At 61.3% G+C, this 22,125-nt stretch carries 25 protein-coding genes; 12 read left to right on the top strand and 13 right to left on the bottom strand.

Annotated elements, in window-relative coordinates:
- From mnmC to BFQ04_RS07345, 5 genes are all read left to right on the top strand, one after another.
- Positions 1-1,199, top strand: a 1,199-nt coding sequence (gene mnmC, locus BFQ04_RS29940) for a bifunctional tRNA (5-methylaminomethyl-2-thiouridine)(34)-methyltransferase MnmD/FAD-dependent 5-carboxymethylaminomethyl-2-thiouridine(34) oxidoreductase MnmC (protein ID WP_256544561.1), incomplete at its 5' end; no start/stop codon positions are given.
- Between the two features lie 135 nt (positions 1,200-1,334).
- Complete coding sequence (locus BFQ04_RS07330; RefSeq protein ID WP_065950232.1) at positions 1,335-3,107, top strand: N-acetylglutaminylglutamine amidotransferase; 1,773 nt, start codon at positions 1,335-1,337, stop codon at positions 3,105-3,107.
- Positions 3,108-3,110: 3 nt separating this feature from the next.
- Positions 3,111-4,856 carry an N-acetylglutaminylglutamine synthetase gene (ngg, locus tag BFQ04_RS07335; protein WP_065950233.1) on the top strand — a complete coding sequence of 582 codons (1,746 nt, stop codon included), beginning with the start codon at positions 3,111-3,113 and terminating at the stop codon, positions 4,854-4,856.
- A 172-nt stretch (positions 4,857-5,028) separates the two neighbouring features.
- Positions 5,029-6,228, top strand: coding sequence for an osmoprotectant NAGGN system M42 family peptidase (locus BFQ04_RS07340; RefSeq protein ID WP_065950234.1), 1,200 nt, complete (start codon positions 5,029-5,031; stop codon positions 6,226-6,228).
- A gap of 75 nt (positions 6,229-6,303) precedes the next feature.
- A complete protein-coding gene (locus tag BFQ04_RS07345) occupies positions 6,304-6,531 on the top strand; it encodes a YheU family protein (RefSeq protein WP_065950235.1) in 228 nt (75 codons plus the stop codon).
- Between the two features lie 8 nt (positions 6,532-6,539).
- Here BFQ04_RS07345 and csrA read toward each other — a convergent pair whose 3' ends face one another.
- Both csrA and BFQ04_RS07355 read right to left on the bottom strand, forming a co-directional pair.
- On the bottom strand, positions 6,540-6,743 hold the full coding sequence (gene csrA, locus BFQ04_RS07350) for a carbon storage regulator CsrA (protein ID WP_065950236.1): 204 nt from the start codon (positions 6,741-6,743) through the stop codon (positions 6,540-6,542).
- A 128-nt stretch (positions 6,744-6,871) separates the two neighbouring features.
- A complete protein-coding gene (locus BFQ04_RS07355; protein ID WP_065950237.1) occupies positions 6,872-7,687 on the bottom strand; it encodes an SDR family oxidoreductase in 816 nt (271 codons plus the stop codon).
- A 329-nt stretch (positions 7,688-8,016) separates the two neighbouring features.
- On the opposite strand from BFQ04_RS07355, the gene BFQ04_RS07360 reads away from it, so the two are divergent.
- The gene (locus BFQ04_RS07360; RefSeq protein ID WP_003192767.1) at positions 8,017-8,169 is read left to right on the top strand and encodes a DUF3309 family protein; all 153 of its coding nucleotides are present in this window, start codon (positions 8,017-8,019) and stop codon (positions 8,167-8,169) included.
- Positions 8,170-8,230: 61 nt separating this feature from the next.
- Here the strand turns inward: BFQ04_RS07360 and BFQ04_RS07365 are convergent, their stop codons facing one another.
- The 4 genes from BFQ04_RS07365 to BFQ04_RS07380 form a co-directional block, all read right to left on the bottom strand.
- Positions 8,231-10,318, bottom strand: a complete 2,088-nt coding sequence (locus BFQ04_RS07365) for an LTA synthase family protein (RefSeq protein WP_065950238.1) — start codon at positions 10,316-10,318, stop codon at positions 8,231-8,233.
- Positions 10,319-10,712: 394 nt separating this feature from the next.
- Complete coding sequence (locus tag BFQ04_RS07370) at positions 10,713-10,904, bottom strand: PLDc N-terminal domain-containing protein (RefSeq protein WP_003172956.1); 192 nt, start codon at positions 10,902-10,904, stop codon at positions 10,713-10,715.
- Positions 10,905-10,972: 68 nt separating this feature from the next.
- Positions 10,973-11,503, bottom strand: a complete 531-nt coding sequence (locus tag BFQ04_RS07375) for a hypothetical protein (RefSeq protein ID WP_065950239.1) — start codon at positions 11,501-11,503, stop codon at positions 10,973-10,975.
- 41 nt (positions 11,504-11,544) lie between these two features.
- The gene (locus tag BFQ04_RS07380) at positions 11,545-12,060 is read right to left on the bottom strand and encodes an ankyrin repeat domain-containing protein (protein WP_065950240.1); all 516 of its coding nucleotides are present in this window, start codon (positions 12,058-12,060) and stop codon (positions 11,545-11,547) included.
- Positions 12,061-12,457: 397 nt separating this feature from the next.
- Here BFQ04_RS07380 and BFQ04_RS07385 point away from each other — a divergent pair, with 397 nt between their 5' ends.
- A complete protein-coding gene (locus tag BFQ04_RS07385; protein WP_003172952.1) occupies positions 12,458-12,736 on the top strand; it encodes a DUF3509 domain-containing protein in 279 nt (92 codons plus the stop codon).
- 60 nt (positions 12,737-12,796) lie between these two features.
- Here the strand turns inward: BFQ04_RS07385 and BFQ04_RS07390 are convergent, their stop codons facing one another.
- From BFQ04_RS07390 to aroC, 4 genes are all read right to left on the bottom strand, one after another.
- A complete protein-coding gene (locus BFQ04_RS07390) occupies positions 12,797-13,066 on the bottom strand; it encodes a response regulator transcription factor (protein ID WP_065950241.1) in 270 nt (89 codons plus the stop codon).
- 208 nt (positions 13,067-13,274) lie between these two features.
- Positions 13,275-13,802 carry an acireductone dioxygenase gene (locus BFQ04_RS07395; protein ID WP_065950242.1) on the bottom strand — a complete coding sequence of 176 codons (528 nt, stop codon included), beginning with the start codon at positions 13,800-13,802 and terminating at the stop codon, positions 13,275-13,277.
- Positions 13,799-14,959: an MFS transporter gene (locus BFQ04_RS07400; RefSeq protein WP_065950243.1), complete on the bottom strand. Its 1,161-nt coding sequence runs from the start codon at positions 14,957-14,959 to the stop codon at positions 13,799-13,801. Before BFQ04_RS07400 ends, BFQ04_RS07395 begins: the two co-directional genes overlap by 4 nt.
- 10 nt (positions 14,960-14,969) lie before the next feature.
- Positions 14,970-16,061 (bottom strand): chorismate synthase, encoded by a 1,092-nt coding sequence (aroC, locus tag BFQ04_RS07405; protein ID WP_065950244.1) that lies wholly within the window; start codon positions 16,059-16,061, stop codon positions 14,970-14,972.
- 143 nt (positions 16,062-16,204) lie between these two features.
- On the opposite strand from aroC, the gene BFQ04_RS07410 reads away from it, so the two are divergent.
- Together BFQ04_RS07410 and BFQ04_RS07415 are read left to right on the top strand one after the other, a co-directional pair.
- Positions 16,205-17,167 carry an alpha/beta hydrolase gene (locus BFQ04_RS07410; protein WP_065950245.1) on the top strand — a complete coding sequence of 321 codons (963 nt, stop codon included), beginning with the start codon at positions 16,205-16,207 and terminating at the stop codon, positions 17,165-17,167.
- A 99-nt stretch (positions 17,168-17,266) separates the two neighbouring features.
- Complete coding sequence (locus tag BFQ04_RS07415) at positions 17,267-18,070, top strand: hypothetical protein (RefSeq protein WP_065950246.1); 804 nt, start codon at positions 17,267-17,269, stop codon at positions 18,068-18,070.
- A 118-nt stretch (positions 18,071-18,188) separates the two neighbouring features.
- On the opposite strand, the gene prmB is transcribed toward BFQ04_RS07415, so the two are convergent.
- Positions 18,189-19,097 (bottom strand): 50S ribosomal protein L3 N(5)-glutamine methyltransferase, encoded by a 909-nt coding sequence (prmB, locus tag BFQ04_RS07420; RefSeq protein ID WP_065950247.1) that lies wholly within the window; start codon positions 19,095-19,097, stop codon positions 18,189-18,191.
- A gap of 238 nt (positions 19,098-19,335) precedes the next feature.
- Between prmB and BFQ04_RS07425 the strand changes: the two genes are divergently transcribed.
- From BFQ04_RS07425 to BFQ04_RS07435, 3 genes are all read left to right on the top strand, one after another.
- Positions 19,336-19,926 (top strand): cysteine hydrolase family protein, encoded by a 591-nt coding sequence (locus BFQ04_RS07425; RefSeq protein ID WP_065950248.1) that lies wholly within the window; start codon positions 19,336-19,338, stop codon positions 19,924-19,926.
- A 142-nt stretch (positions 19,927-20,068) separates the two neighbouring features.
- On the top strand, positions 20,069-20,389 hold the full coding sequence (locus BFQ04_RS07430) for a hypothetical protein (RefSeq protein WP_065950249.1): 321 nt from the start codon (positions 20,069-20,071) through the stop codon (positions 20,387-20,389).
- A gap of 75 nt (positions 20,390-20,464) precedes the next feature.
- The gene (locus tag BFQ04_RS07435) at positions 20,465-21,022 is read left to right on the top strand and encodes a Smr/MutS family protein (RefSeq protein ID WP_065950250.1); all 558 of its coding nucleotides are present in this window, start codon (positions 20,465-20,467) and stop codon (positions 21,020-21,022) included.
- Positions 21,023-21,074: 52 nt separating this feature from the next.
- Here BFQ04_RS07435 and BFQ04_RS07440 read toward each other — a convergent pair whose 3' ends face one another.
- Positions 21,075-21,263, bottom strand: a complete 189-nt coding sequence (locus tag BFQ04_RS07440; protein ID WP_065950251.1) for a hypothetical protein — start codon at positions 21,261-21,263, stop codon at positions 21,075-21,077.
- A 29-nt stretch (positions 21,264-21,292) separates the two neighbouring features.
- A complete protein-coding gene (locus tag BFQ04_RS07445) occupies positions 21,293-21,991 on the bottom strand; it encodes a zeta toxin family protein (protein ID WP_065950282.1) in 699 nt (232 codons plus the stop codon).
- Positions 21,992-22,125: the final 134 nt, after the last annotated feature.

Consider the following 22,125-nt stretch of genomic DNA (forward strand, 5'->3'; position numbering starts at 1 on the left):
GTGGCCTGGCCGGTTGCGCCACCGCCGCCAGCCTGGCGGCGCGGGGTTGGCGGGTCAGCCTGCTGGAACGGCATGCCGGCCTGGCTGCAGAGGCTTCCGGCAATCCCCAGGGCGTGCTGTACCTGAAACTGTCAGCGCACGGGACAGCACTGTCCCAGCTGATACTCAGCGGCTTCGGGCATACCCGACGCCTGCTCGAACAGTTGCACCGTGGCGTCGACTGGGACGACTGCGGCGTGTTGCAACTGGCGTTCGACGCCAGGGAGGGCGAGCGCCAGGCCCAACTGGCCGCAGCCTTTCCCCCGGAACTGCTGCACCTGGTCGATCGCGATCAGGCCCGGCAATGCGCCGGGATCGACGTGGCCCAGGGCGGTCTGTTTTTCCCCGAAGGCGGCTGGGTGCATCCACCGTCGCTCTGCCAGTGGCAGGCAACGCACCCCTTGATTAACGTGCTCACCCACCGCGAGGTGCTTGAACTCGACCGAGTGGATGATCAGTGGTGCGCGCGCGACGGTGAGCGGGTACTGGCCAGCGCCAGCGTGGTCGTGCTCGCCGGCGCTGCCGAGATCAAGCGGTTCGCACCCAGCGCCGACTTGCCGCTCAAGCGCATACGGGGGCAAATCACCTGCCTGGCGCAGACGCCGGCGAGTCAGGCGCTGGCCACCGTAGTCTGCGCTGAAGGTTATGTCGCACCGGCCCGCCTGGGCGAGCACACCCTGGGCGCCAGTTTTGATTTCAATAACCAGGACCTCGCCCCCACTCGCGCCGAACATGCCGGCAATCTGCAGAGGCTGCGCGAGATTTCCGAGGACCTGCTGCAACGCCTGGACGCCGACACAGTGGCACCGGAACACGTGCAGGGCCGTGCGGCCTTTCGTTGCACCAGCCCCGACTACCTGCCGATCGTCGGCCCGTTGGCCGACCGTGAGGCCTTTGCACAGGTGTACGCCGCACTGGGCAAAGACGCCCGGCAAGTTCCACACGTACCCTGCCCGTGGCTGCCGGGCTTGTACATCAACAGCGGCCACGGCTCACGCGGTCTGGTCACCGCGCCACTGTGCGGCGAACTGCTCGCAGCCTGGCTCTGTGACGAACCGCTGCCCTTGCCGAGCGTGGTGGCCGAGGCCTGTCATCCCAATAGATTTGCCCTGCGCGCCCTGGTTCGCGGCAAATCACAGGCCTCCAAAGTGCAGTCCTGATGACCTCATGGCAGTTTGCTTTATAACTTATTGATCTAAAACTCCGCGCATAGCACTGGGTCAGTTTCTGGGTACGCGCCCTTTAAGGCGTATTGAGTATTGACCCTCCCCAACGGAAAAACCGGTAAGGAACTTATGTGTGGATTAGCTGGCGAGTTACGCTTTGATCATCAACCTGCCGACCTGGCAGCCGTGGAACGCATCACGCATCACCTCGCCCCCCGTGGCCCCGACGCCTGGGGCTTTCATGCCCAAGGGCCGATTGCCCTGGGCCATCGCCGCCTGAAAATCATGGACCTGTCGGACGGCTCCGCCCAACCGATGGTCGACGCCCAACTGGGGCTGTCCCTGGCCTTCAATGGCGCAATCTACAATTTCCCTGAACTGCGGCAAGAGCTGGAAGCCCTCGGCTACGCCTTCTATTCCGGCGGTGACACCGAAGTGCTGCTCAAGGGCTATCACGCCTGGGGCGAAGCGCTCCTGCCCAAGCTCAACGGCATGTTCGCGTTCGCCATCTGGGAGCGCGATGCGCAGCGTCTGTTCATCGCCCGTGACCGTCTCGGCGTCAAACCACTGTACCTGTCGCGCACCGGCCAGCGCCTGCGCTTTGCCTCGGCCTTGCCGGCGCTGCTCAAAGGCGGCGATATCAACCCGATCCTCGACCCGGTGGCCCTCAATCACTACCTGAACTTCCATGCCGTGGTGCCTGCACCGCGCACGCTGCTGGCGGGCATTGAAAAACTGCCACCGGCGAGCTGGATGCGCATCGACGCCAGCGGCAAGACTGAACAGCAAACCTGGTGGACCCTGCCCTACGGCCCCCACGAAGATGAAAAACACCTGAGCCTGGAAGACTGGACCGATCGCGTACTCGACAGCACCCGCGAAGCCGTCGCGATCCGCCAACGTGCGGCCGTGGATGTCGGCGTGCTGCTCTCCGGTGGCGTCGACTCGAGCATGCTCGTCGGCCTGCTGCGCGAAGTGGGCGTAGAGGATTTGTCGACCTTCTCCATCGGCTTTGAAGATGCCGGCGGCGAGCGCGGCGACGAGTTCCAGTATTCTGACCTGATCGCCAAGCATTACGGTACCCGTCACCATCAGTTGCGCATCGCCGAAAGCGAGATCATCGAGCAACTGCCGGCAGCATTCCGCGCCATGAGCGAGCCGATGGTCAGCCATGACTGCATCGCCTTCTACCTGCTGTCGCGGGAAGTGGCCAAGCATTGCAAGGTGGTGCAGAGCGGCCAGGGCGCCGACGAGTTGTTCGCCGGTTACCACTGGTACCCGCAGGTGGACGGCGCCAGCGATCCGTATGCGGCTTATCGCGACGCGTTTTTCGACCGCAGCTACGACGACTACGCCGCTACCGTCGCGCCGAAATGGCTGACCGCCAACGACGCCGCCGGGGACTTCGTGCGCGAACATTTCGCGATGCCGGGGGCTGATGCCGCCGTCGACAAGGCCCTGCGCCTGGACAGCACCGTGATGCTGGTGGACGACCCGGTCAAACGCGTCGACAACATGACCATGGCCTGGGGTCTGGAAGCACGCACGCCATTCCTCGACTACCGCCTGGTGGAACTGTCGGCCCGCGTGCCGGGCAAGTTCAAGCTGCCCGACGGTGGCAAGCAGGTGCTCAAGGAAGCTGCGCGCCGGGTAATCCCCAGCGAAGTGATCGACCGCAAGAAAGGCTACTTCCCGGTGCCGGGCCTCAAGCACTTGCAAGGCGACACCCTGAACTGGGTGCGCGAGCTGCTGCTGGACCCGAGCCAGGACCGTGGCCTGTTCAACCCCGCCATGCTCGACCGCCTGCTGACGGACCCACAAGGCCAATTGACCCCGTTGCGCGGCTCCAAGCTGTGGCAACTGGCGGCGCTGAACCTGTGGCTCAGCGAACAAGGAATCTGATCAATGAAACCTAACGCCGCGGCGTACAGCCAACGCTTGCTCAAGGGCCAGGCGCCGACCTACGAGCGTCTGCAGGCGCGGCTTGCCGAAGACGGCAGCGCGCAAGGCCCCGAACCGATTGCCGTGCATTGCGGTTGGGGGCGTTTGTTGATCGGGCACACCTTCCCCGACCCCGCCAGCCTTGCCCTGGAACTGCTCAACGAACAGGCCGGCGAGCGCGATATTGCACTGTATGTGGCCGCGCCCCAGCAGATCCTCGGCATCGATCCACAGCAGTTGTTCCTCGACCCGTCCGACACCCTGCGCCTGTGGTTCAGTGACTACCGTCCCGCTACCCGTGTGTTCCGCGGCTTTCGGATCCGTCGCGTGCAGAGCGAAGCCGACTGGCAGGCGGTGAATCTGCTCTATCAGGGCCGCGGCATGCTGCCTATTGACGCCGAACGCCTGACGCCGCGCCATCAAGGCGGCCCGGTGTACTGGCTGGCCGAAGATGAGGACAGCGGCGCGGTCATCGGCAGCGTCATGGGCCTGAACCATCAGAAAGCGTTCCATGACCCGGAAAACGGTTGCAGCCTGTGGTGCCTGGCGGTAGACCCGCAGTGCACCCGGCCCGGCGTGGGTGAAGTGCTGGTGCGCCATCTGGTGGAGCACTTCATGAGCCGTGGCTTGAGCTATCTGGACCTGTCGGTGTTGCACGATAACCGCCAGGCCAAGAGCCTCTACGCCAAGCTGGGCTTTCGTGCGCTGACCACGTTCGCCATCAAGCACAAGAACGGCATCAACCAGCCGCTGTTTCTCGGCCCTGGGCCGCAGGCGGGGTTCAATCCTTATGCACGGATCATTGTCGAAGAAGCCCATCGACGCGGCATCGACGTGCAGGTGGACGATGCCGATGCCGGCCTGTTCACCCTCAGCCACGGCGGGCGCCGCGTGCGCTGCCGCGAGTCGCTGAGCGACTTGACCAGCGCCATCAGCATGACCCTGTGCCAGGACAAAAGCCTGACCCACAAGGTGCTCAAGGCCGCCGGTTTGAAGTTGCCGGCGCAGCAACTGGCGGGCAGCGCCGACGACAACCTGGAGTTTCTCGACGAACATCAACGCATCGTGGTCAAGCCGCTTGATGGCGAGCAAGGCCAGGGCGTGGCGGTGGATCTGCAGACTTTCGAGGAGGTGCAGCAAGCCATCGAAGCGGCGCGCCAGTTCGACAGCCGCGTGTTGCTCGAGAGCTTCCACGAGGGTCTGGACCTGCGCATTCTGGTGATTGGCTTCGAAGTGGTCGCCGCGGCGATTCGCCGCCCTGCCGAAGTGATGGGTGACGGTCAGCATTCGATTCGTGCCTTGATCGAAGCGCAAAGCCGCCGTCGTCAGGCCGCCACCGATGGCGAAAGCAAGATCCCCCTGGACGCGGAAACCGAGCGCACCCTCAAGGCCGCCGGCTACGACTACGACAGCGTGCTGCCCCGTGGCGAGCAACTGGCCGTGCGCCGCACCGCCAACCTGCACACCGGCGGGTGCCTGGAAGATGTCACGGCCATTTTGCATCCGACCCTGGTGGATGCGGCTGTGCGTGCAGCCCGCGCCCTGGATATCCCCATGGTTGGCCTGGACCTGATGGTCCCTGCCGCCGACCAGCCGGAGTACGTGTTTATCGAAGCCAATGAGCGCGCCGGGCTGGCCAACCATGAACCGCAACCGACCGCTGAGAAGTTTGTGGATTTGTTGTTTCCACACAGTCAGCCGGCCGCTTGAGGAATGTGTTGAATGTGAAACCGCTATCGGGGTCAAGCCCCCCTCCCACATCTGACGGTGTTCACCTATCAAAGGTGGGAGGGGGTTTGCCCCCGATGAGGCCGGTGAAGGCAACAACATTCCCCCTTACCTCATCGAAACCATCGATGCCCTCAACTCATCAGGAGTTTCCATGACCCGAACCATTCCCGAACCCGACCTGGCCTACCTGCAGAAAGTGCTGCTGGAAATGCTCGCCATTCCCAGCCCCACCGGCTTCACCGACACCATCGTGCGCTACGTCGCCGAACGCCTGGAAGAGCTTGGCATCCCGTTTGAAATGACCCGGCGCGGCACGATTCGCGCGACCCTCAAGGGCCAGAAAAACAGCCCTGACCGCGCCGTCTCCGCGCACCTGGACACCATCGGCGCCGCCGTGCGCGCCATCAAGGACAACGGTCGCCTGACCCTGGCGCCCGTCGGCTGCTGGTCAAGCCGCTTTGCCGAAGGCAGCCGCGTCAGCCTGTTCACCGACAACGGCGTGATTCGCGGCAGCGTGCTGCCACTGATGGCCTCCGGGCACGCGTTCAACACCGCCGTGGATGAAATGCCGGTGAGCTGGGACCATGTGGAACTGCGCCTGGACGCCTACTGTGCGACCCGTGCCGATTGCGATTCCCTGGGGATCAGCGTCGGTGACTACGTGGCATTCGACCCTCTGCCGGAGTTCACCGAAAGCGGCCACATCAGCGCACGTCACCTGGACGACAAGGCCGGCGTCGCCGCCCTGCTCGCTGCGCTCAAGGCCATCATCGACAGCGGCGAACCGCTGCTCATCGACTGCCACCCGCTGTTCACCATCACCGAGGAAACCGGCAGCGGTGCCGCCGCCGCCCTGCCCTGGGATGTGAGTGAGTTCGTCGGCATCGACATCGCCCCGGTCGCTCCGGGCCAGCATTCCAGCGAGCACGCGGTGAGCGTGGCGATGCAGGATTCCGGCGGGCCGTATGACTATCACCTGTCACGGCATTTGCTGCGCCTGGCGGCCGATAACGACCTGCCGGTGCGGCGCGATCTGTTCCGCTATTACTTCAGCGACGCGCATTCGGCGGTCACCGCCGGGCATGACATTCGCACCGCCCTGCTGGCGTTCGGTTGCGATGCCACCCACGGTTACGAGCGCACTCACATCGACAGCCTGGCGGCGCTGAGTCGGCTGCTCGGCGCGTATATCCTCAGCCCGCCGGTATTCGCCAGCGACGCGCAACCGGCACAAGGCTCCCTGGACCGCTTCAGCCATCAGATCGAACATGAGACGCAGATGGAGAGCGATACCCGGGTGCCGTCGGTGGACAGCCTGGTCGGGAACAAGGCCGACGCCGGCAACAGCTGATACTGGAAACGCCCGACACTGGAAACAAAAGTCCCGGCACAGTAGCATCGCCGGGACTTGACCCCTGAGGCTTATATGCTGATCCCCTACGACGCGCTTGAAGTCGACACCCTGACCCGCCTCATCGAAGACTTCGTCACGCGCGATGGCACCGACAATGGCGACGACACACCGCTTGAAACCCGGGTACTGCGCGTGCGTCAGGCACTGACCAAGGGCCAGGCGCTGATTGTGTTCGACCCGGAAAGCGAGCAATGCCAACTGATGCTCAAGCACGACGTGCCCAAGCAAATGTTTGATTGACGGGGACGCTACGGGTTGGGCACCGGCACCGCGCGAGCGGCCCTGGCCTGGCGTTCGAGGATTTTGCGGTACACCTCGGCGCGATGCACGCTGACGCCTGCCGGCGCTGCGATACCGAACTTCACGTGGTTGGCACTGACTTCAAGAATGTGCAAAGCGATATCATCGCCGATGGAAATGCTTTCGCCTAAAACCCGGCTCAAGACCAGCATGGCGGTTGTCCTTTTTCGAATATCAGGACCCTGACCTTGCGTGTTTGTAGCGCAACCAGCAATGGCTCGCGGCCAAATCAGGCATCACCTACAGGCATAGGTAATTTGCCTGACAGACCGCACCCCTATCAGCCCTTTAAGGCCTGCGCCTTGGCGCGCATCTTGTCCGCCATCAGCGTCATCTCGTCATACAGCAACTGCGGGTTTTTCTGCTTGAGTGTCCACGCCATTCGCCCCTGTTCGTGGGGCAGAATCATGAACTCGCCCTCACTCACGCGCTGATAAATATAGTCGGCGATATCCGTCGCCGAGATCGGCGAACTCTCGAGCAACTTGCCCACCTGCACCTTCATCGCCGGGGTCGGCCCACGAAATGAATCCAGCAGATTGGTCTGGAAAAACGACGGGCAGACCACATGCACGCCGATTTCCTGCTGCTTGAGTTCTACCAGCAAGCTTTCCGACAGCGCCACCACGCCGGCCTTGGCCACGTTGTAGTTACTCATGGCCGGCCCCTGCATCAGCGCGGCCATCGAGGCGATGTTGATGATGCGGCCCTTGCTCTGTTCCAGCAGCGGCAGGAACGCTTTGCAGCCCTTGACCACACCCATCAGGTTGATTGCGATCTGCCAGTCCCAATCCTCGAGCGACAGCTCGGCAAAGAACCCACCGGACGCCACACCGGCGTTATTGACGATCACATCGATGCCGCCAAGCTTCACTTCGCACGCCTGCGCCAGCGCCGTGAGCTGGCTGTAGTCACGCACATCGCAGCGCTGGATGAAACCGTCGCCACCGGCCTGGCGCACCAACCTCAGGGTTTCCTGCAAGCCGGGCTCGCTGACATCCGACAAGGCCAGCTGCCACCCCTCACGGGCCCAGCGCAGTGCGATTTCACGACCCAGACCGGACCCGGCGCCCGTGATCATCATGCGGTTTTGCATAGGAAGTAGCCTTGTGGTTCACGATGGAAGTGACCGGCAGTGTAGCGAAGGTTCCCGCCTCGCCCATGTACCATCAGAGTGATGAATGCCCCAGGCAAACCGCGGGCCCGGTCGGATACTTGCATATAGCCTAAGTTCAATCTTTTTCAACTAACTTGACGCATTTGCGCAGGTGTTAAAAGAAATAAGCGAGCGACCGAAATGCTTTAAAAAAATAAGGAATCTTTTATCAGGTGACAGAGTCGGAGTTGATAAGCCGTCCATTATCAGATGGACGAGACTCCCGCTGAATAACCGGTCTTTACAGAAGGCCTATAAGGAATAAAACCATGAGCCTGATTCTGATCATTATCCTGATCCTCCTGTTGGTCGGTGGCCTGCCGGTCTTCCCGCACTCGCGTAACTGGGGTTATGGCCCGTCGGGTATCCTGGGTGTGGTGCTCGTCGTTCTGCTGGTGCTGTTGTTGCTCGGCAAGATATAAGCCCCCTTCCAAGGGTAAAAAAAAGAGGCCTCAATGAGGCCTCTTTTTTATTGCCGATCCGTTAGTCCGGCTTACCGTCCACGACACCTGCGGTGTTATCCAACAGGCTCTTGGTGGCGGTTTGCAGGAACGACTCGAGTTTCTGCTTGAGTGCCGCTTCGTCCGGCGATTCAGCGATGACCTTGCCGGTCGGGTTGGCGCCCAGTTCGTATTGCCACAACTTCGGTGGCATTTCCTTGGGCAGGACCAGTACGCGGTCAGCCGTCAGCAAGGCGACGGTCTGGTCGCTGCCCGATGGCTTGATCACGCCGAAGCCCTTGTCGCCTTCCGGCAGGTTCAGCAGGTCACGGCCCCAGCACTGGTGCAGCGTGTCACCGCCGAGGCGGCCCATGATGGTCGGCACGATATCGATCTGGGTGCCCACGGTGTGGTCACGCTCACCGAACTTTTCCTGCATGCCCGGTGCGATCATCAGCATCGGCACGTTGAAACGGCCCAGGTCCATTTCGGTGATCTGCTGCTCGTTGCCGAAGCCGTGGTCGCCCACCACCACGAACAGGGTTTCCTTGAAGTACGGCTCCTTGCGGGCCTTCTCGAAGAATTGGCCCAACGCCCAGTCGGAGTAACGCATGGCCGTCAAATGCTCGTTGAGGCTGCCACGGTCGGTGACCTGCTCAACCGGCAATGGCGTCGGCAACGCGTACGGTGTGTGGTTGGACAGGGTCTGCAGCAGTGCATAGAACGGCTTGCCGCCTTCGCGGGCCTTCAGTTCCTCCAGGCCACGGTTGAACATGTCCTGGTCGGACACGCCCCATGTCGGGTCGGAAAACACCGGATCGACGAAGTCGTTGCGGCCAATGAAGTTGGTCATGCCCTGGTTGCTGAAGAAGCCCGACTGGTTGTCCCAGGCGAAGTCGCCGTTGTAGACGTACACGTCGTCGAAATCACGCGCACTCAGCAACTGCGGCAGGCCCGACAGCTTGTGGCTGCCTTCGGGGGTCTGCATCAGGTATTCGAACCCCGGCAGGTTGGGGAAACACGCCATGGTGGCGAACATACCCTGGTGGGTGTGGGTGCCGTTGGAGAAGAAGCGATCAAACAGCAGGCCTTCCTTGGACAACTTGTCGAAGTACGGCGTGATATTGCCTGGACGGCCCAGCGCGCCCACCGAGTGGCCGGCGAAGCTCTCCATCAGGATCACGACCACGTTCTTGATCGGCAGGGTTTTCTCGGCCGGCGGCGTGAAATCACGGCGCACGGCAGCGGTGTCGGTATCCACCAGTTTCTCGCTCGGCAGTACCAGCATGTCACGCACGGTCTGGGTGGCCAGCGGTTGTTCCAGGGTCGCTTTCCAGACGTTGTCGCGATGCGCGGAGAAACGCGCCTTGGCCGCGCCGATCAACGACAGCGTCCCGTTAAGGCCCAACTGGTTGGCGAAGTTCGAGTCGGTGGTGTACACGTCACCCCAACGCAACGGCGGGCCCTGGCGCAGGGTGCCACGGATGGCGACCACGGCGACCAGCAGGCACACCACGAATACCGCAATGCGGCTGTACCACGGCGCCACCTGGCGCGTACCGATGCTGCCGCCACTGAACGGGCCGCGCGGGCGCGTTGCGCGGTCGGCGCCCTTGAAGGCCATGCTCAGGATCAGCGTGCCCACGGCCCAGGCCAGCAGGTAGCGCACCACCGGGAAGCCGTACCAGAGCATGCTCACCACGGTTTTCGGGTCTTCCTTCACATACTGGAAGACCAGGCCGTTGAGGCGCTGGTGGAACTCGCGATAGAAGTCCATCTCCATCAGGCCCAGGAACAGCGCAATGCTGGACGCAACGGTCAGCCACAACCGGAAAAACCCGCGCGCCGCCATGGCCCGGACGCTGAACAACGCCAACAGCAGCGGGACCAGCAGGTACATCACCAGGCGGATATCCAGGCGCAGGCCGTTGGCGAACGCTTCCAGGAAGGTGGAGGCCGGTGTGTCGAGGATCATCTCGCGGTTGTAAACCAGCAACGCCAGGCGCAGCAGGGAGAACATCACCATCATGACCAGTGCGCAGAGCAGCGTGTACGCCAGATGGGATTTGACGGTCGGTTGCAGCAGGCGATTTGAAGCTCGCTGCTGATTCAGGGCGTCCGGGTTTGCCATGTCGTTTTAGGACCCATTGGAAGTTGAAGTTGCGAAATAAATGCAGTGGCGTCCGCCCTCGCCCAGGCTGGCCGGGGTGGGTGGTTAACGCGGCGGGGCAAATGGTGCCCGATCAAGGCCGGCAAGGCTATTAATTACTGAACGTGCGAGCTTGCCACCGCTTTAAATGCCCCAGGGATTGGGGCCCTGGCAGAGGCACAAAGCGGGCGAATTGTCTTGGACGGGATGTGAAAATTTCGTGCAGCGAATACTTTCGACACACAAATTCAGCGGCGGTAATCAAAACCAATGTGGGAGGGGGCTTGCCCCCGATTAGCGGTGGGTCAGCACTGTATCCGTTGCTGACTCACCGCGATCGGGAGCAAGCCCCCTCCCGCATTGACCGAGTGCGGCGTTAGATTCGCACGTTACCGCGTGGCCCGGCGATCGCCCAGATGATCAGGCCCAGTACCGGCAGCAGCAGGATCAACAGAATCCACAACACCTTGGCGCCCGTGCTCGCGCCGCTTTTGAACACGTTGATGATCGCCCAGATATCCAGCGCGAGGATGATCAGGCCAATCAGGCCATTGAAAGTCGAACCCATGGTGTCGCTCCTAAGTGTGGGGGCATGCCCTTGTAGGATAGTCAGCCCTGGCGGGGGTTCCGTATTATTTAAACGTGAACGGCAATCTTCAGGGCTTCCAGCGACGGCTCAGCCTTGATGCCGACCTCGGCGCACAATTCCAGCACCCGCGGCAGGTCGTTGCCGAACACCAGGACGGCCTGGATTTCGTCATCGAGCAGTTGGCTGAAGTTGAGCAGCACGTAGCCACCGTCTTCCGGGCTCAGGGCGCTCATCTGGATCTGGATGCGATTGAGCGCCGTCAGGTCTTCGGTCTTGGCCAATTGCTTGGGCTTGAGGTTGAACGCCACGCCCGGGCCGAACGAGGCAACGATCTGGGCAAACAGATCGGCGTAGGTATCGGCCTGGAACAGCACAGTGTCCGGCAGGCTGCCGACCACCACCCACTCCCCCAGGGGAATCGGAAAGCTGTCGTCGTAGTTGATATCCGGATTGGCCGCCAGAAAAGCCGCAGGATCTGCGTAGGCCTGAGCCGCCTCATCGGCGATACGCGCCACCTCGTCCGTCCCCATGACGCCGCTGCTGATTTTGCTGATGAGTTCGACGAGAACGGTTTTCATGGGCGGGTCCTGTGGGGGGCGGGTTTTCGAGGGCGCGTAGCCTACACCAGTTTTTGCAACAGCGCCCCGGTATCCACGGCCCCCATGGTCTGCGCCGCCGCCAGCGCCGTCGCGCCCTGGGCATCGGTCGCCTTGGGATTGGCACCCTGGCCGAGCAGGTATTCGAGCATTTCGACACGGTTGAACATGGCTGCCATCATCAACGCCGTGCGCCCATCCGAAGACGCCGCCTCAACCGGGGTGCCGCCTTCGATCAGCGCCTTGACCACAGCCAGGTGGCCCTTGAATGCCGCACCGGCAATCGGCAGTTGGTTCTTGTCGTTGGCAATCAGGGGATCGGCCTTGAACTCCAGCAGCACTTTTACCGCCTCGGCATGACCGTGATAGGCGGCGAGCATCAACAGCGTGTCGCCATTGTGGTTACGAAAGTTGGCCGGCAAGCCTTTGGCCAACAGCGCTGCGAGCATGGCGGCGTCGCCTTTGCGGGCGACGTCGAAGACTTGCTCGGCAAATTCGGCGGCTTCGTCTTCGGTCATCTGTTTGGGCTGGGTCGACATGTAAGGCTCCTTCTTCTGATGCTTTATATGGCGCCCAGTGTCGCGATGGAGTTCCCCGCTGTCATGGCTTTTTTGTCGAAAGCGCCCATAGCCAGAATCAATAGTGGCAGTCCGCTCACCGGTATCTCGGACACCGCCAGCAGCCGGAATGGAATTTATCCGGGAATAATGCGGTCTGAATCGTCAGGAAAAGGGGACCTGCGCGTAAGAATTAACCGCCTGGATAACGCAAAATGCAGGATGCACGATGGCCTTTCATGCAAATTGCACGAAAATGAAAATCTGAAGAATTTATAACTCACTGATTTATAAAGATTTTTTATAAGACTCAATACTGGCACAATCGCTGCACCTATCACTCCATGCTTGCCAACTTGAGCCAATGGAGCTGATAGACATGAGCCTGATCCAAGATAAATTCGCTTCGGTATTTTCCAACTACGACGTCACTACCCAACCACGTCCGGACGGCGGCATTCTGTTGACCCTGCGTAACAGCGAAGGCAAACAAGTCAAGCGCTCGATCTCGTATCAGCAGCTGCACACCGCCGACCAACTGACCTGGGTGATCAGCGCCATCCGCCGCGACCTGGCAGAACAGGCCAGTGAGCTGCCGCAAATTTCGATGCTGCAAAGCCAGAACCGCTTTGCTCTGCCGACTTACCATTCGGCATAAGCTGCACCTTTAAAAAAGGGCCGCGACGCCGTTGAGCGTCGCAGCCCTTTTTTTATGCCGTCAGCACAGCCCCTGACGCGTCGCCTCATTCATCGCCTGCACCCGGTTATTCACGTCGAGCTTGCCGTAGATATTGCGCAGATGGAATTTGACCGTGGCCTCCGAGGTGCAGCGAATCCTGCTCATCTCCCAAATGGTTTTGCCCTCGGAGGCCCATCGCAGAATCTCCAGCTCCGTCCGGGTGAGGGGCTTGCCGAGCAGACTCAAGCGTCTTCTGATGGCCGTCGGCACGATTTCCAACGGGTGAGATATCTCCTCTGGGCGACTCATTGCTCTCTCCTTTTTATATGCCGATGCGCTGCCACCCTTCGGATTCCTCCTATTGACAGGCGCTATGAACATTGAACAAAGCGAGAGTTACACAACCTGAGCAATGAGGGGCCAAGGCTGAGGATAAACAGCCAAGCCCTACGCGTTATGAGGCTTCTTCCCACAGCAAATTCCAACTTGCCCGGGTTGAACATTTAAAAGATTTGTTTTAGTCATCCAACCTCGCAGAGCGCCGGGCGATGTCACTGCCGGTCAACTTCGGCACCGAGCCCTCGACGGTGTTGAACATATGCAGCACGACACAATAAGCATGCTCACCCATGTCGAACCAATGGGGCATGTCGGCGGGCACGATCAGCAGATCGTTCTTCTCACACCGCACGCCGTAGACATACTCGCCAATGCGCATCGAGCACAGCCCCTGGCCGGCGATGAAGAATCGCGCCTGGTCTTCAGCGCAGGTGTGTTCATCCAGGCGCTCGGCCGGCAGCGCTTCTTTGGAGTCAGCACCGTTCACGCGGATCACCTCGGCACGCGCGTAGCCAAGCGCGTCAATCTGCGTCTGATACGCCGCAATCAGTTGCGCCTCGTCGGCATCCTTTTCGAGTGTGCCGGGCTGCCAGCGCTCAAAGCGCACGCCGTGTTCGGCCAGGGTCGACTGAATGTCGTCGAAGTGGGTCAGCACCTTGTCAGGGGTGGCCGGTGTAGTGAGGTCATAGACAGCGACATAGCTCATTGCACGGTTCCTTGGTTTGGCTCTTGCAATCGAAAGCCAATGATAACGGCGGCAGCCAGGGCCGCGATGCTCGCAATACTGAACGTCAGCGTGGGCCCCAGCAGGTTCCAGCTGTAACCGGCATAGAGCGCACCCAGCGCACCACCGGTGCCGGCCAATGCGGCGTAAAGCGCCTGGCCCTGGCCTTGCTGGCGATCACCGAAACTGCGCTGCACGAAAGCGATGGCCGCCGCATGGAAACTGCCGAACGTGGCGGCATGCAGCACTTGCGCCAGCAGCAACACCCAGAAAAATTCGGCAAATGCGCCGAGCAGCAGCCAGCGCAGCGCCGCCAGCAGGAAACTGGCCAGCAGCACCCGTCGCACCGAAAAGCGCGCCAGGAGGCGACTCATGGCCAGGAACATCAAGACCTCCGCCACCACCCCGAGGGCCCACAGCAAGCCGATCACGCCACGGCTGTAGCCCAGGTGTTCAAGGTGCAGCGTGAGAAAGGTGTAATACGGGCCATGGCTCATCTGCATCAGCGCCACACAGGCATAGAACGCCAGCACGCCGGGGTTGCGTAACTGCCGCAGAAATCCGTCGCCGGCCAGGCGCTGGCCCTGGCTGGCGGGCTGCGCATTCGGCACCCATAGGCTGGCACCGATGATACCGGCCATGATCACCACGACCACCACCGGGTAGATGTCCACGCTCAGCCAGTCGAACAGGCGGCCCATGATCACGACGGTGAGGATAAAGCCGATGGAGCCCCACAGGCGGATCTGGCTGTAGCGCGATGTCTGTCGTTGCAGATGAGCCAGGGTGATCACTTCGAACTGCGGCAGTACAGCGTGCCAGAAGAACGCATGCAGGGCCATGACCAGGGCCAGCCAGGCGTAGGTCTTGCTGACGAAAATCAACGAGAAACTCAACAGCGTGCACACCGCGCCGAACCGCACGATGGCCAGGCGGCGACCGGTGTAGTCGCCCAGCCAGCCCCACAGGTTGGGCGCCACGCAACGCATCAGCATGGGAATGGCCACCAGCTCGCCGATACGCGCGCTGGAGAAGCCCAGGTGATCGAAGTACAACGCCAGGAACGGTGCCGTTGCCCCGAGCAGGGCGAAGTAGAACAGGTAGAAGCTGGAGAGGCGCCAATAAGGGAGGGCTGTCACTGTCAGCCCGTCACAGCTGGCCCAGCACCGGCGTACTCACCTGCACATCGGCATTTTGTCCACGGTTGCGCAGCAGATGGTCCATCAACACGATAGCCATCATCGCCTCGGCAATCGGTGTGGCGCGGATGCCGACGCACGGATCGTGACGGCCCTTGGTGATCACGTCGACCGGGTTGCCATGTACATCGATCGAGCGGCCCGGCGTGGTGATGCTCGATGTGGCCTTGAGCGCAAGGTGCGCAACAATCGGCTGGCCCGAGGAGATGCCCCCGAGGATGCCACCGGCATTGTTGCTGAGGAACCCCTGCGGGGTCATCTCGTCGCGATGCTCGGTGCCGCGCTGGGCCACACAGGCGAAACCGGCGCCGATTTCCACGCCCTTGACCGCGTTGATGCTCATCAGCGCGTGGGCCAGTTCGGCGTCGAGACGGTCGAAGATCGGCTCGCCCAGGCCCGGCTTCACGCCCTCGGCCACGACGGTGATCTTCGCACCGACCGAATCCTGGTCGCGGCGCAACTGGTCCATGTAGGCTTCCAGTTCCGGCACCTTGTCCGGGTCGGGGCAGAAGAAGGCATTGTCTTCGACGCTGTCCCAGGTTTTGAACGGGATTTCAATCGGGCCGAGCTGGCTCATGTAGCCACGAACGACGATGCCCTGGGTCGCCAGGTATTTTTTGGCAACGGCGCCGGCCGCCACGCGCATCGCGGTTTCACGGGCCGAACTGCGGCCGCCGCCGCGGTAGTCGCGTTCGCCGTATTTGTGATGGTAGGTGTAGTCGGCGTGGGCCGGGCGGAACAGCTCCTTGATCGCCGAGTAGTCCTTGGACTTCTGGTCGGTATTACGGATCAGCAGGCCGATGGCGCAACCGGTGGTGCGGCCTTCGAACACTCCGGAGAGAATCTCGACTTCATCGGGTTCCTGGCGCTGGGTGGTATGACGGCTGGTGCCGGGCTTGCGGCGATCCAGATCACGCTGCAGGTCTTGCACCGCCAGCTCGAGGCCGGGCGGGCAGCCGTCGACAATGGCGACCAACGCCGGGCCATGGCTTTCGCCCGCGGTGGTGACAGTGAACAGCTTGCCGAAGGTGTTGCCGGACATGCGGAGCGCTCCGTGAAATCAGTTGAATCAAGTCAACCGTAATAACTTAAGGCGGCCAGTATACGCAGGCTAACCGACTAGTTCATCCTCGAAACCTTACCGGTAGACGTTGGTCCAACCGGCACCTCTCCAATGATGGCGCGATGATGCTGCGAGTTCTGCTGTTCACCCTCACCTTGTTTACCGCCGCGGTCCAGGCCGCCTCCCCTGTCGTGCTGCAACGGCCCATCAGCCTGGACACCGGCAGCGGCGAGCTGTTTGGCTCGCTGCTGTTGCCGCAGTCCGACCAGCCCGTGCCGGTGGTGCTGATCATCGCCGGTTCAGGCCCCACCGACCGCAACGGCAACAGCGCCGACGGCGCGCGCAACGACAGCCTCAAGCGCCTGGCCTGGGTGCTGGCCCGACACAATATCGCCAGCGTGCGCTATGACAAACGCGGCGTGGCCGCCAGCCTTGCCGCGACCCCGGATGAGCGCAACCTGACCCTCGACGCCTACGTGGCCGACGCCGTGGCCTGGGGCAAGTTGCTCAAGGCCGACAAGCGCATGGGCCCGTTGATTGTGCTGGGCCACAGCGAAGGCGCGCTGGTCGCCGCCCTCGCCGCGCCGCAGTTGAACCCGGCCGGGGTGATTTCGTTGTCCGGCAGCGCCCGCCCGGTCGACCAGGTGATTCGCCAGCAACTGGCCGATCACCTGCCACCGGCCCTGTTGCTGCGCAGCAACGAAATTCTCGACCACCTCAAGGCCGGCCAGGTGGATGACGATGTGCCACCCCCGCTGGAAGGTATTTTCCGACCCAGCGTGCAGCCCTATCTGATCAGCCTGTTCCGCGCCGACCCCTCGGCAGCCTTTGCCCGCTTGAGCATGCCGGCATTGATCATCCAGGGCACCAACGACATACAGGTCGGCGTAGGCGATGCCCGGCAGCTGAAACAAGCCAAGCCCGACGCACAGTTGACCGTGATCGAAGGCATGAACCACGTGATGCGCATCGTGCCCAACAACGTCAAGCAACAACTGGCGTCCTACAACGACCCGAAATTGCCCCTCGCCGCCGAGCTGGGCGAGCGGGCAGTGCGCTTTATCAACGAACTTGCCCCCCGTTAAGCGGCAATTGGCCTCCAGTCCTGGGGAAAACGGCCGATAAGCCCAGGGTCGACAGTAAAAAGACTGTCGGCCCGCAGGGCTTGGACAGGATCGCGCCGCATGACAACCACTGAAGCAACACCAGAATCCAACGCCGATATTCCGGCTGAAACCGAGGCCGCCGCCGCAGCAGCGCTGCCATGGGCGGACGTACACGCCGAACATTTCAAGATGCTGCGCCTCGCCCCGTTGGCCATCGACCGTGCGACCGGCGCGCGGCCCTTGCGGTTTGTGCAGTTCGGTTACGCCGAGCGCCATGATTCGCATCACAGTCTGTTGCGCCTGGTGATCCAGTTGCCCGGCCAGCGCGTACGGCGTGAGCAGAACCAGCTGGATATCTGGGTGGATCACGATAAACATCGCGTGCACTTCGGCCCGGGCAACAGCCTGGAAATCGAACCGGCCAACCGCGGTCTCGGCCGCTTCCTGGTGGCCCAGGCCGCCGCATGGGCCAAAAAGAAGTGGTCACACTACCGCGTCGATGGCGTGGACCTGGCCAACAAGGACGCGCTCAACGAAGCCACGCGCCTGCGCCGCGATCACTTCCTGCGCGTCCAGGGTTTTGACGTGGCCTATGCCGACGTGCAACACCTCAAGGGCAACGTACAGCCGGGCAAAGTCAGCGATGTGCTGGACAGCTGGAACACCGAGAAGGTGCAATTCGTGGAAATCCTCGAAGCTGCGCAGATGCTGCAACAGGCCGAGCACAACCTGGCCGAGCAGGAGGTGAAGCTGCGCAAGGAAGAGGAAAAGGTCCTCAAGTTCAAACGCGAGGACAGCGGGCTGCGCTTTACCATCACCTGTCTGGTGGCGTTTACCGTGTTTCAGGCGGGGCTGTTGATCTGGATTGCCACGCACCGGTAACAGACTGGAATGCAATCAAATGTGGGAGGGGGCTTGCCCCCGATAGCGGTGTGTCAGTCAACAATGCATTTACTGACACTGCCTCATCGGGGGCAAGCCCCCTCCCACATTGACCGAGTTAAACGCGCGCGGCAAAGACGGCCTGATGCTGGCGGCACTGCTCAGCGGTGAGCATGAACACCCCATGCCCACCCCGCTGGAAGTCCAGCCAGGCGAAATCCACTTCCGGGTACAGCGCTTCAACATGCACCTGGCTGTTGCCCACTTCGACAATCAGCAAACCCTTCTCGGTCAGGTGGTCCGCCGCTTCAGCCAGCATCCGCCGTACCAGATTCAAGCCGTCGTTACCGCACGCCAGACCCAGTTCCGGTTCGTGCTGGTATTCGTCCGGCATATCGGCAAAGTCCTCGGCGTCCACATACGGCGGATTGGACACAATCAGATCGAAGCGCTGAGCCGGCAGCCCGTCAAACCCGTCGCCCTGCACGGTATAGACGCGCTCATCGACGCCATGGCGCTCGATGTTCTGGTTGGCCACCTCGAGGGCTTCGAAGGACAAGTCGCCCAGCACCACTTCAGCCTCGGGGAATTCGTAGGCACAGGCGATGCCGATGCAACCGGAGCCGGTGCACAAGTCGAGAATGCGCGCCGGCGGCTGGGCCAGCCAGGGTTCGAAGCGGTTTTCAATCAGTTCGCCAATCGGTGAGCGCGGAATCAGCACGCGCTCGTCGACAATAAACGACATGCCGCAGAACCACGCCTCCTTGAGCAAGTAGGCCGTGGGCACGCGCTCATGGATACGTCGATGCAACAAACGCTGCACGTGGGAGATTTCCTCTTCTTCCAGATTGCAGTCCAGGTAGCTGTCGGCAATTTCCCACGGCAGATGCAGGGCGCCGAGCACCAGTTGCCGGGCTTCGTCCCAGGCATTGTCGGTGCCGTGGCCAAAAAACAGGTTTTCCCCATGGAAACGGCTGACAGCCCAACGGATATGGTCGCGCAAGGTGCGCAGGCGGGAAGTGATCACGGGGCAGACTCCTGGAAAAAACGACTGGCGATTCTAACAGCGTTCATCTGTACCGACGATGTACGAAACACCGCTGCCGTATGTCGGATTTCATCCAAATCACCCCTAATGACTTAAACAAGCCACCCTCTTGACATGGCTGCACGCCAGCAACGGCGTACCTTACGATGGTAGCGATTCACAGAACCGCTCAGCCAGTGGACAATGTCGCAAAAGCCCCCCTCACAGGAGCCCCAGAATGTCCGTTCCAAAGACGATGTTTCAACTCAGCGGTCGTGGTTACGCAGCTGCCAACCTTGCCCATGCGACCCTCGTGATCATCGACGCCCAGAAGGAATACCTCAGCGGCCCACTCGCCCTCTCGGGCATGGACGCGGCGGTCGGCAACATCAAGCAACTGGTGACCGCTGCGCGCAACGCCGGACGGCCGATTGTGCATGTGCGCCACCTGGGCACCGTCGGCGGCCTGTTCGATCCGCAAGGCGAGCGCGGCGAATTCATCCCCGGCCTCGAGCCTGAAGGCGACGAAACCATTATCGGCAAGCTGCTGCCCAGCGCCTTTCACGGCACCGGCCTGGAAAAACACTTGCAGGACCTGGGTTCGCTGGACCTGATCGTCTGCGGATTCATGAGTCATTCAAGCGTCAGCACCACGGTACGTGCCGCCAAGAACCTCGGCTTTCGCTGCACCCTGGTGGAAGATGCCTGCGCTACACGCGACTTGCCCTACACGGGTGGCGTGCTCAGTGCCGAACATGTGCAGCAAACTGAAATGGCCATCATGGCCGACAACTTTGCGACCCTGGCATTGACCAAAGATCTGATCTGATCGTCTCTCTGATGAGCGGTGTGCCCCAGTTCATTGCCCCGCTCATCCGCAAAGCCTGCTCATTTCGCGCATTTGCCTCGGGCACAGGAACAACCTGTGTATCTTCCGGTCGAAGGGCCGATACCCTGGAGGAAAGGTCGGAATGAAGATATCCGATGGTTTTGATGCTCGTCGCTTGCGCCCCAAGGGCCCGAGCAATTGGCGTCTGCGCCTGGTGGCGGGCATTGCCGCGCTGCTGGCGATCGTAGGTCTGCTGTTGGCTGGCGCTGGTGGCGCCGGTCTGTTTGGGCATTCGCCGGCACTTGGCGAACTGAATGCCAGCCCTGGTGGTTCAGCGATCCTGCTGGGGATCGGGCTGTTGGTGCTGTGGTTGGGTGTATGGCTATGGCGCAGCAGCCGTCGGAAAATGCGCCAGCCGTTGTCGTTGAATATCGCCTCGCACCTGATGAAAAAGCACGACTAATGGCGCTTGGATAGTATTTGCCACGCCGCAGCCGCCGCGATTTAGGTAAACTGCCCGCCCTGCGCGGAGGCTGCCATGCAAGACGACGATTTTTCCCTGTTCAAGAACGAGCTGCGCGGCGTCAAGCCGATCAAGCACGACCGCGCCGACACCGGCAAACCCAAGGCTGATCGGGCGCAAATCGCCAAGCTGCGTCAGGCCGCGACCGTGCGCACCGATGCCACCACCGTGGATGGTTTGTCGGATCAGTTCGTGATCGATGTCGGCCCCGAAGACGAGTTGATGTGGGCCCGCGACGGGGTGCAGGAAAGCCAGATGCGCAAGCTCAAGGCCGGCCAGATCCCGTTCGAGGGCAGCCTCGACCTGCACGGCATGACCGTGGAGAAGGCCCGGGAAACCCTGTGGGCCTTCCTCGCCGAAGCCACCAGGTTCGAAATCCGCTGCGTGCGCGTCACCCACGGCAAGGCCGTGCGGCTGGACGGCAAGCGGCCGATGATCAAGAGCCACGTCAACACCTGGCTGCGCCAGCACACCCAGGTGCTCGGCTTTACCTCCTGCCAGGCCCGCCACGGCGGGGCCGGCGCGGTGTATGTGATGCTCAAGCGCACCATGATGGAGGGGCGCGACGAGTAACAGACAAAAAGCCCAGCACTCGGGCTGGGCTTTCAATCAGAAAATCCGGGCTTTATTCGCCGGCGAACTCTTTAGCCTTCTTCTCTCTTGCCAGTGAAATCACGGCTTTTTGCATCGTGATTGCAGTATTGGCTGCGCTTCGATAGACCGCACGCTTCTCCTCCACCGAACAGCTTCGGAAAAAGTCGGACATGGTTGTAGAAGGGTATTTTTCCAGTGTTTCCGTAATTTCGCCTTTCATGGGGCTACTCCGGCCAACATTTGCTCAAGTTATTCAGGATGGTAGGGCTGCCTGACCAGTTCGTCAATTTCGTCGGTTGACAGGTCAATACCAACCTCTGCATCGGTCCCGTCAGTATCCTTGAGAATCACATCGACCTGGATGTTCCCCAGAAGCTCGCGCTTCAATTGGCACACCGTCGCCTTGGATGCATAGAACTGGCGAACAAATTCCACGCAAGGGATATTTCTGCCTTCAATGGCCTCCCGTGCAAGCACGAATTCCCATGCCAGTTCCGGCTTTTGATACACATACATGATTTGAACTGACCGGTTTTTCTTGCCGAGCGCACGCTGGATGTTTTTTCGCGCAACGTCGAGATTCGCGAGAGTCCCATCCAGAAGAAATGACTGTCGCTGCTGATAAACGAGGTCGATGGCCCGCTCCACCATGACGGTTACGCCGCGCTGAAACAGGCTCGAATTCGCACCGTTATACTCAGGAAAATAATCCCTGAAGTCGTCAGGGTCGATACGAAGCGTTTTGGCCCCATGCGCCTCCATCAAATTGACAAAGGACTTCGAGACCTCAGTCTTACCGGCGCCAGGAGAACCCGCCATAAAAACCGAGACGGGATATTCTTCACCGGGATAGCGAGTCAAGCAGGCCAAATCCATGGCAATTCGTGTCCGATTCGCCTTGGCGAAGCCAACGGCACGCTCAGCAATACTTCGTTCCCGTGGCGTCATCACATACTCCTCACTGGAGGCCGACTTTAACATCGGCTTCGTCCGGGAATACACCTGTCGCCATACCTACGCTACTATGTGCGCCAATCACCAGCGCACACTGCGATATCGGCGCGGTAACAACGCTTCATATT

Source organism: Pseudomonas sp. 37 R 15 (assembly GCF_900004865.1).
Lineage (GTDB): Bacteria > Pseudomonadota > Gammaproteobacteria > Pseudomonadales > Pseudomonadaceae > Aquipseudomonas > Aquipseudomonas fluorescens_AM.

Coding starts and splice junctions, on each gene's coding strand:
- BFQ04_RS07330 (WP_065950232.1), top strand. CDS start 1,335: ATGTGTGGATTAGCTGGCGAGTTACGCTTTGATCATCAACCTGCCGAC.
- ngg (WP_065950233.1), top strand. CDS start 3,111: ATGAAACCTAACGCCGCGGCGTACAGCCAACGCTTGCTCAAGGGCCAG.
- BFQ04_RS07340 (WP_065950234.1), top strand. CDS start 5,029: ATGACCCGAACCATTCCCGAACCCGACCTGGCCTACCTGCAGAAAGTG.
- BFQ04_RS07345 (WP_065950235.1), top strand. CDS start 6,304: ATGCTGATCCCCTACGACGCGCTTGAAGTCGACACCCTGACCCGCCTC.
- csrA (WP_065950236.1), bottom strand. CDS start 6,743: ATGCTGGTCTTGAGCCGGGTTTTAGGCGAAAGCATTTCCATCGGCGAT.
- BFQ04_RS07355 (WP_065950237.1), bottom strand. CDS start 7,687: ATGCAAAACCGCATGATGATCACGGGCGCCGGGTCCGGTCTGGGTCGT.
- BFQ04_RS07360 (WP_003192767.1), top strand. CDS start 8,017: ATGAGCCTGATTCTGATCATTATCCTGATCCTCCTGTTGGTCGGTGGC.
- BFQ04_RS07365 (WP_065950238.1), bottom strand. CDS start 10,318: ATGGCAAACCCGGACGCCCTGAATCAGCAGCGAGCTTCAAATCGCCTG.
- BFQ04_RS07370 (WP_003172956.1), bottom strand. CDS start 10,904: ATGGGTTCGACTTTCAATGGCCTGATTGGCCTGATCATCCTCGCGCTG.
- BFQ04_RS07375 (WP_065950239.1), bottom strand. CDS start 11,503: ATGAAAACCGTTCTCGTCGAACTCATCAGCAAAATCAGCAGCGGCGTC.
- BFQ04_RS07380 (WP_065950240.1), bottom strand. CDS start 12,060: ATGTCGACCCAGCCCAAACAGATGACCGAAGACGAAGCCGCCGAATTT.
- BFQ04_RS07385 (WP_003172952.1), top strand. CDS start 12,458: ATGAGCCTGATCCAAGATAAATTCGCTTCGGTATTTTCCAACTACGAC.
- BFQ04_RS07390 (WP_065950241.1), bottom strand. CDS start 13,066: ATGAGTCGCCCAGAGGAGATATCTCACCCGTTGGAAATCGTGCCGACG.
- BFQ04_RS07395 (WP_065950242.1), bottom strand. CDS start 13,802: ATGAGCTATGTCGCTGTCTATGACCTCACTACACCGGCCACCCCTGAC.
- aroC (WP_065950244.1), bottom strand. CDS start 16,061: ATGTCCGGCAACACCTTCGGCAAGCTGTTCACTGTCACCACCGCGGGC.
- BFQ04_RS07410 (WP_065950245.1), top strand. CDS start 16,205: ATGATGCTGCGAGTTCTGCTGTTCACCCTCACCTTGTTTACCGCCGCG.
- BFQ04_RS07415 (WP_065950246.1), top strand. CDS start 17,267: ATGACAACCACTGAAGCAACACCAGAATCCAACGCCGATATTCCGGCT.
- BFQ04_RS07425 (WP_065950248.1), top strand. CDS start 19,336: ATGTCCGTTCCAAAGACGATGTTTCAACTCAGCGGTCGTGGTTACGCA.
- BFQ04_RS07430 (WP_065950249.1), top strand. CDS start 20,069: ATGAAGATATCCGATGGTTTTGATGCTCGTCGCTTGCGCCCCAAGGGC.
- BFQ04_RS07435 (WP_065950250.1), top strand. CDS start 20,465: ATGCAAGACGACGATTTTTCCCTGTTCAAGAACGAGCTGCGCGGCGTC.
- BFQ04_RS07440 (WP_065950251.1), bottom strand. CDS start 21,263: ATGAAAGGCGAAATTACGGAAACACTGGAAAAATACCCTTCTACAACC.
- BFQ04_RS07445 (WP_065950282.1), bottom strand. CDS start 21,991: ATGACGCCACGGGAACGAAGTATTGCTGAGCGTGCCGTTGGCTTCGCC.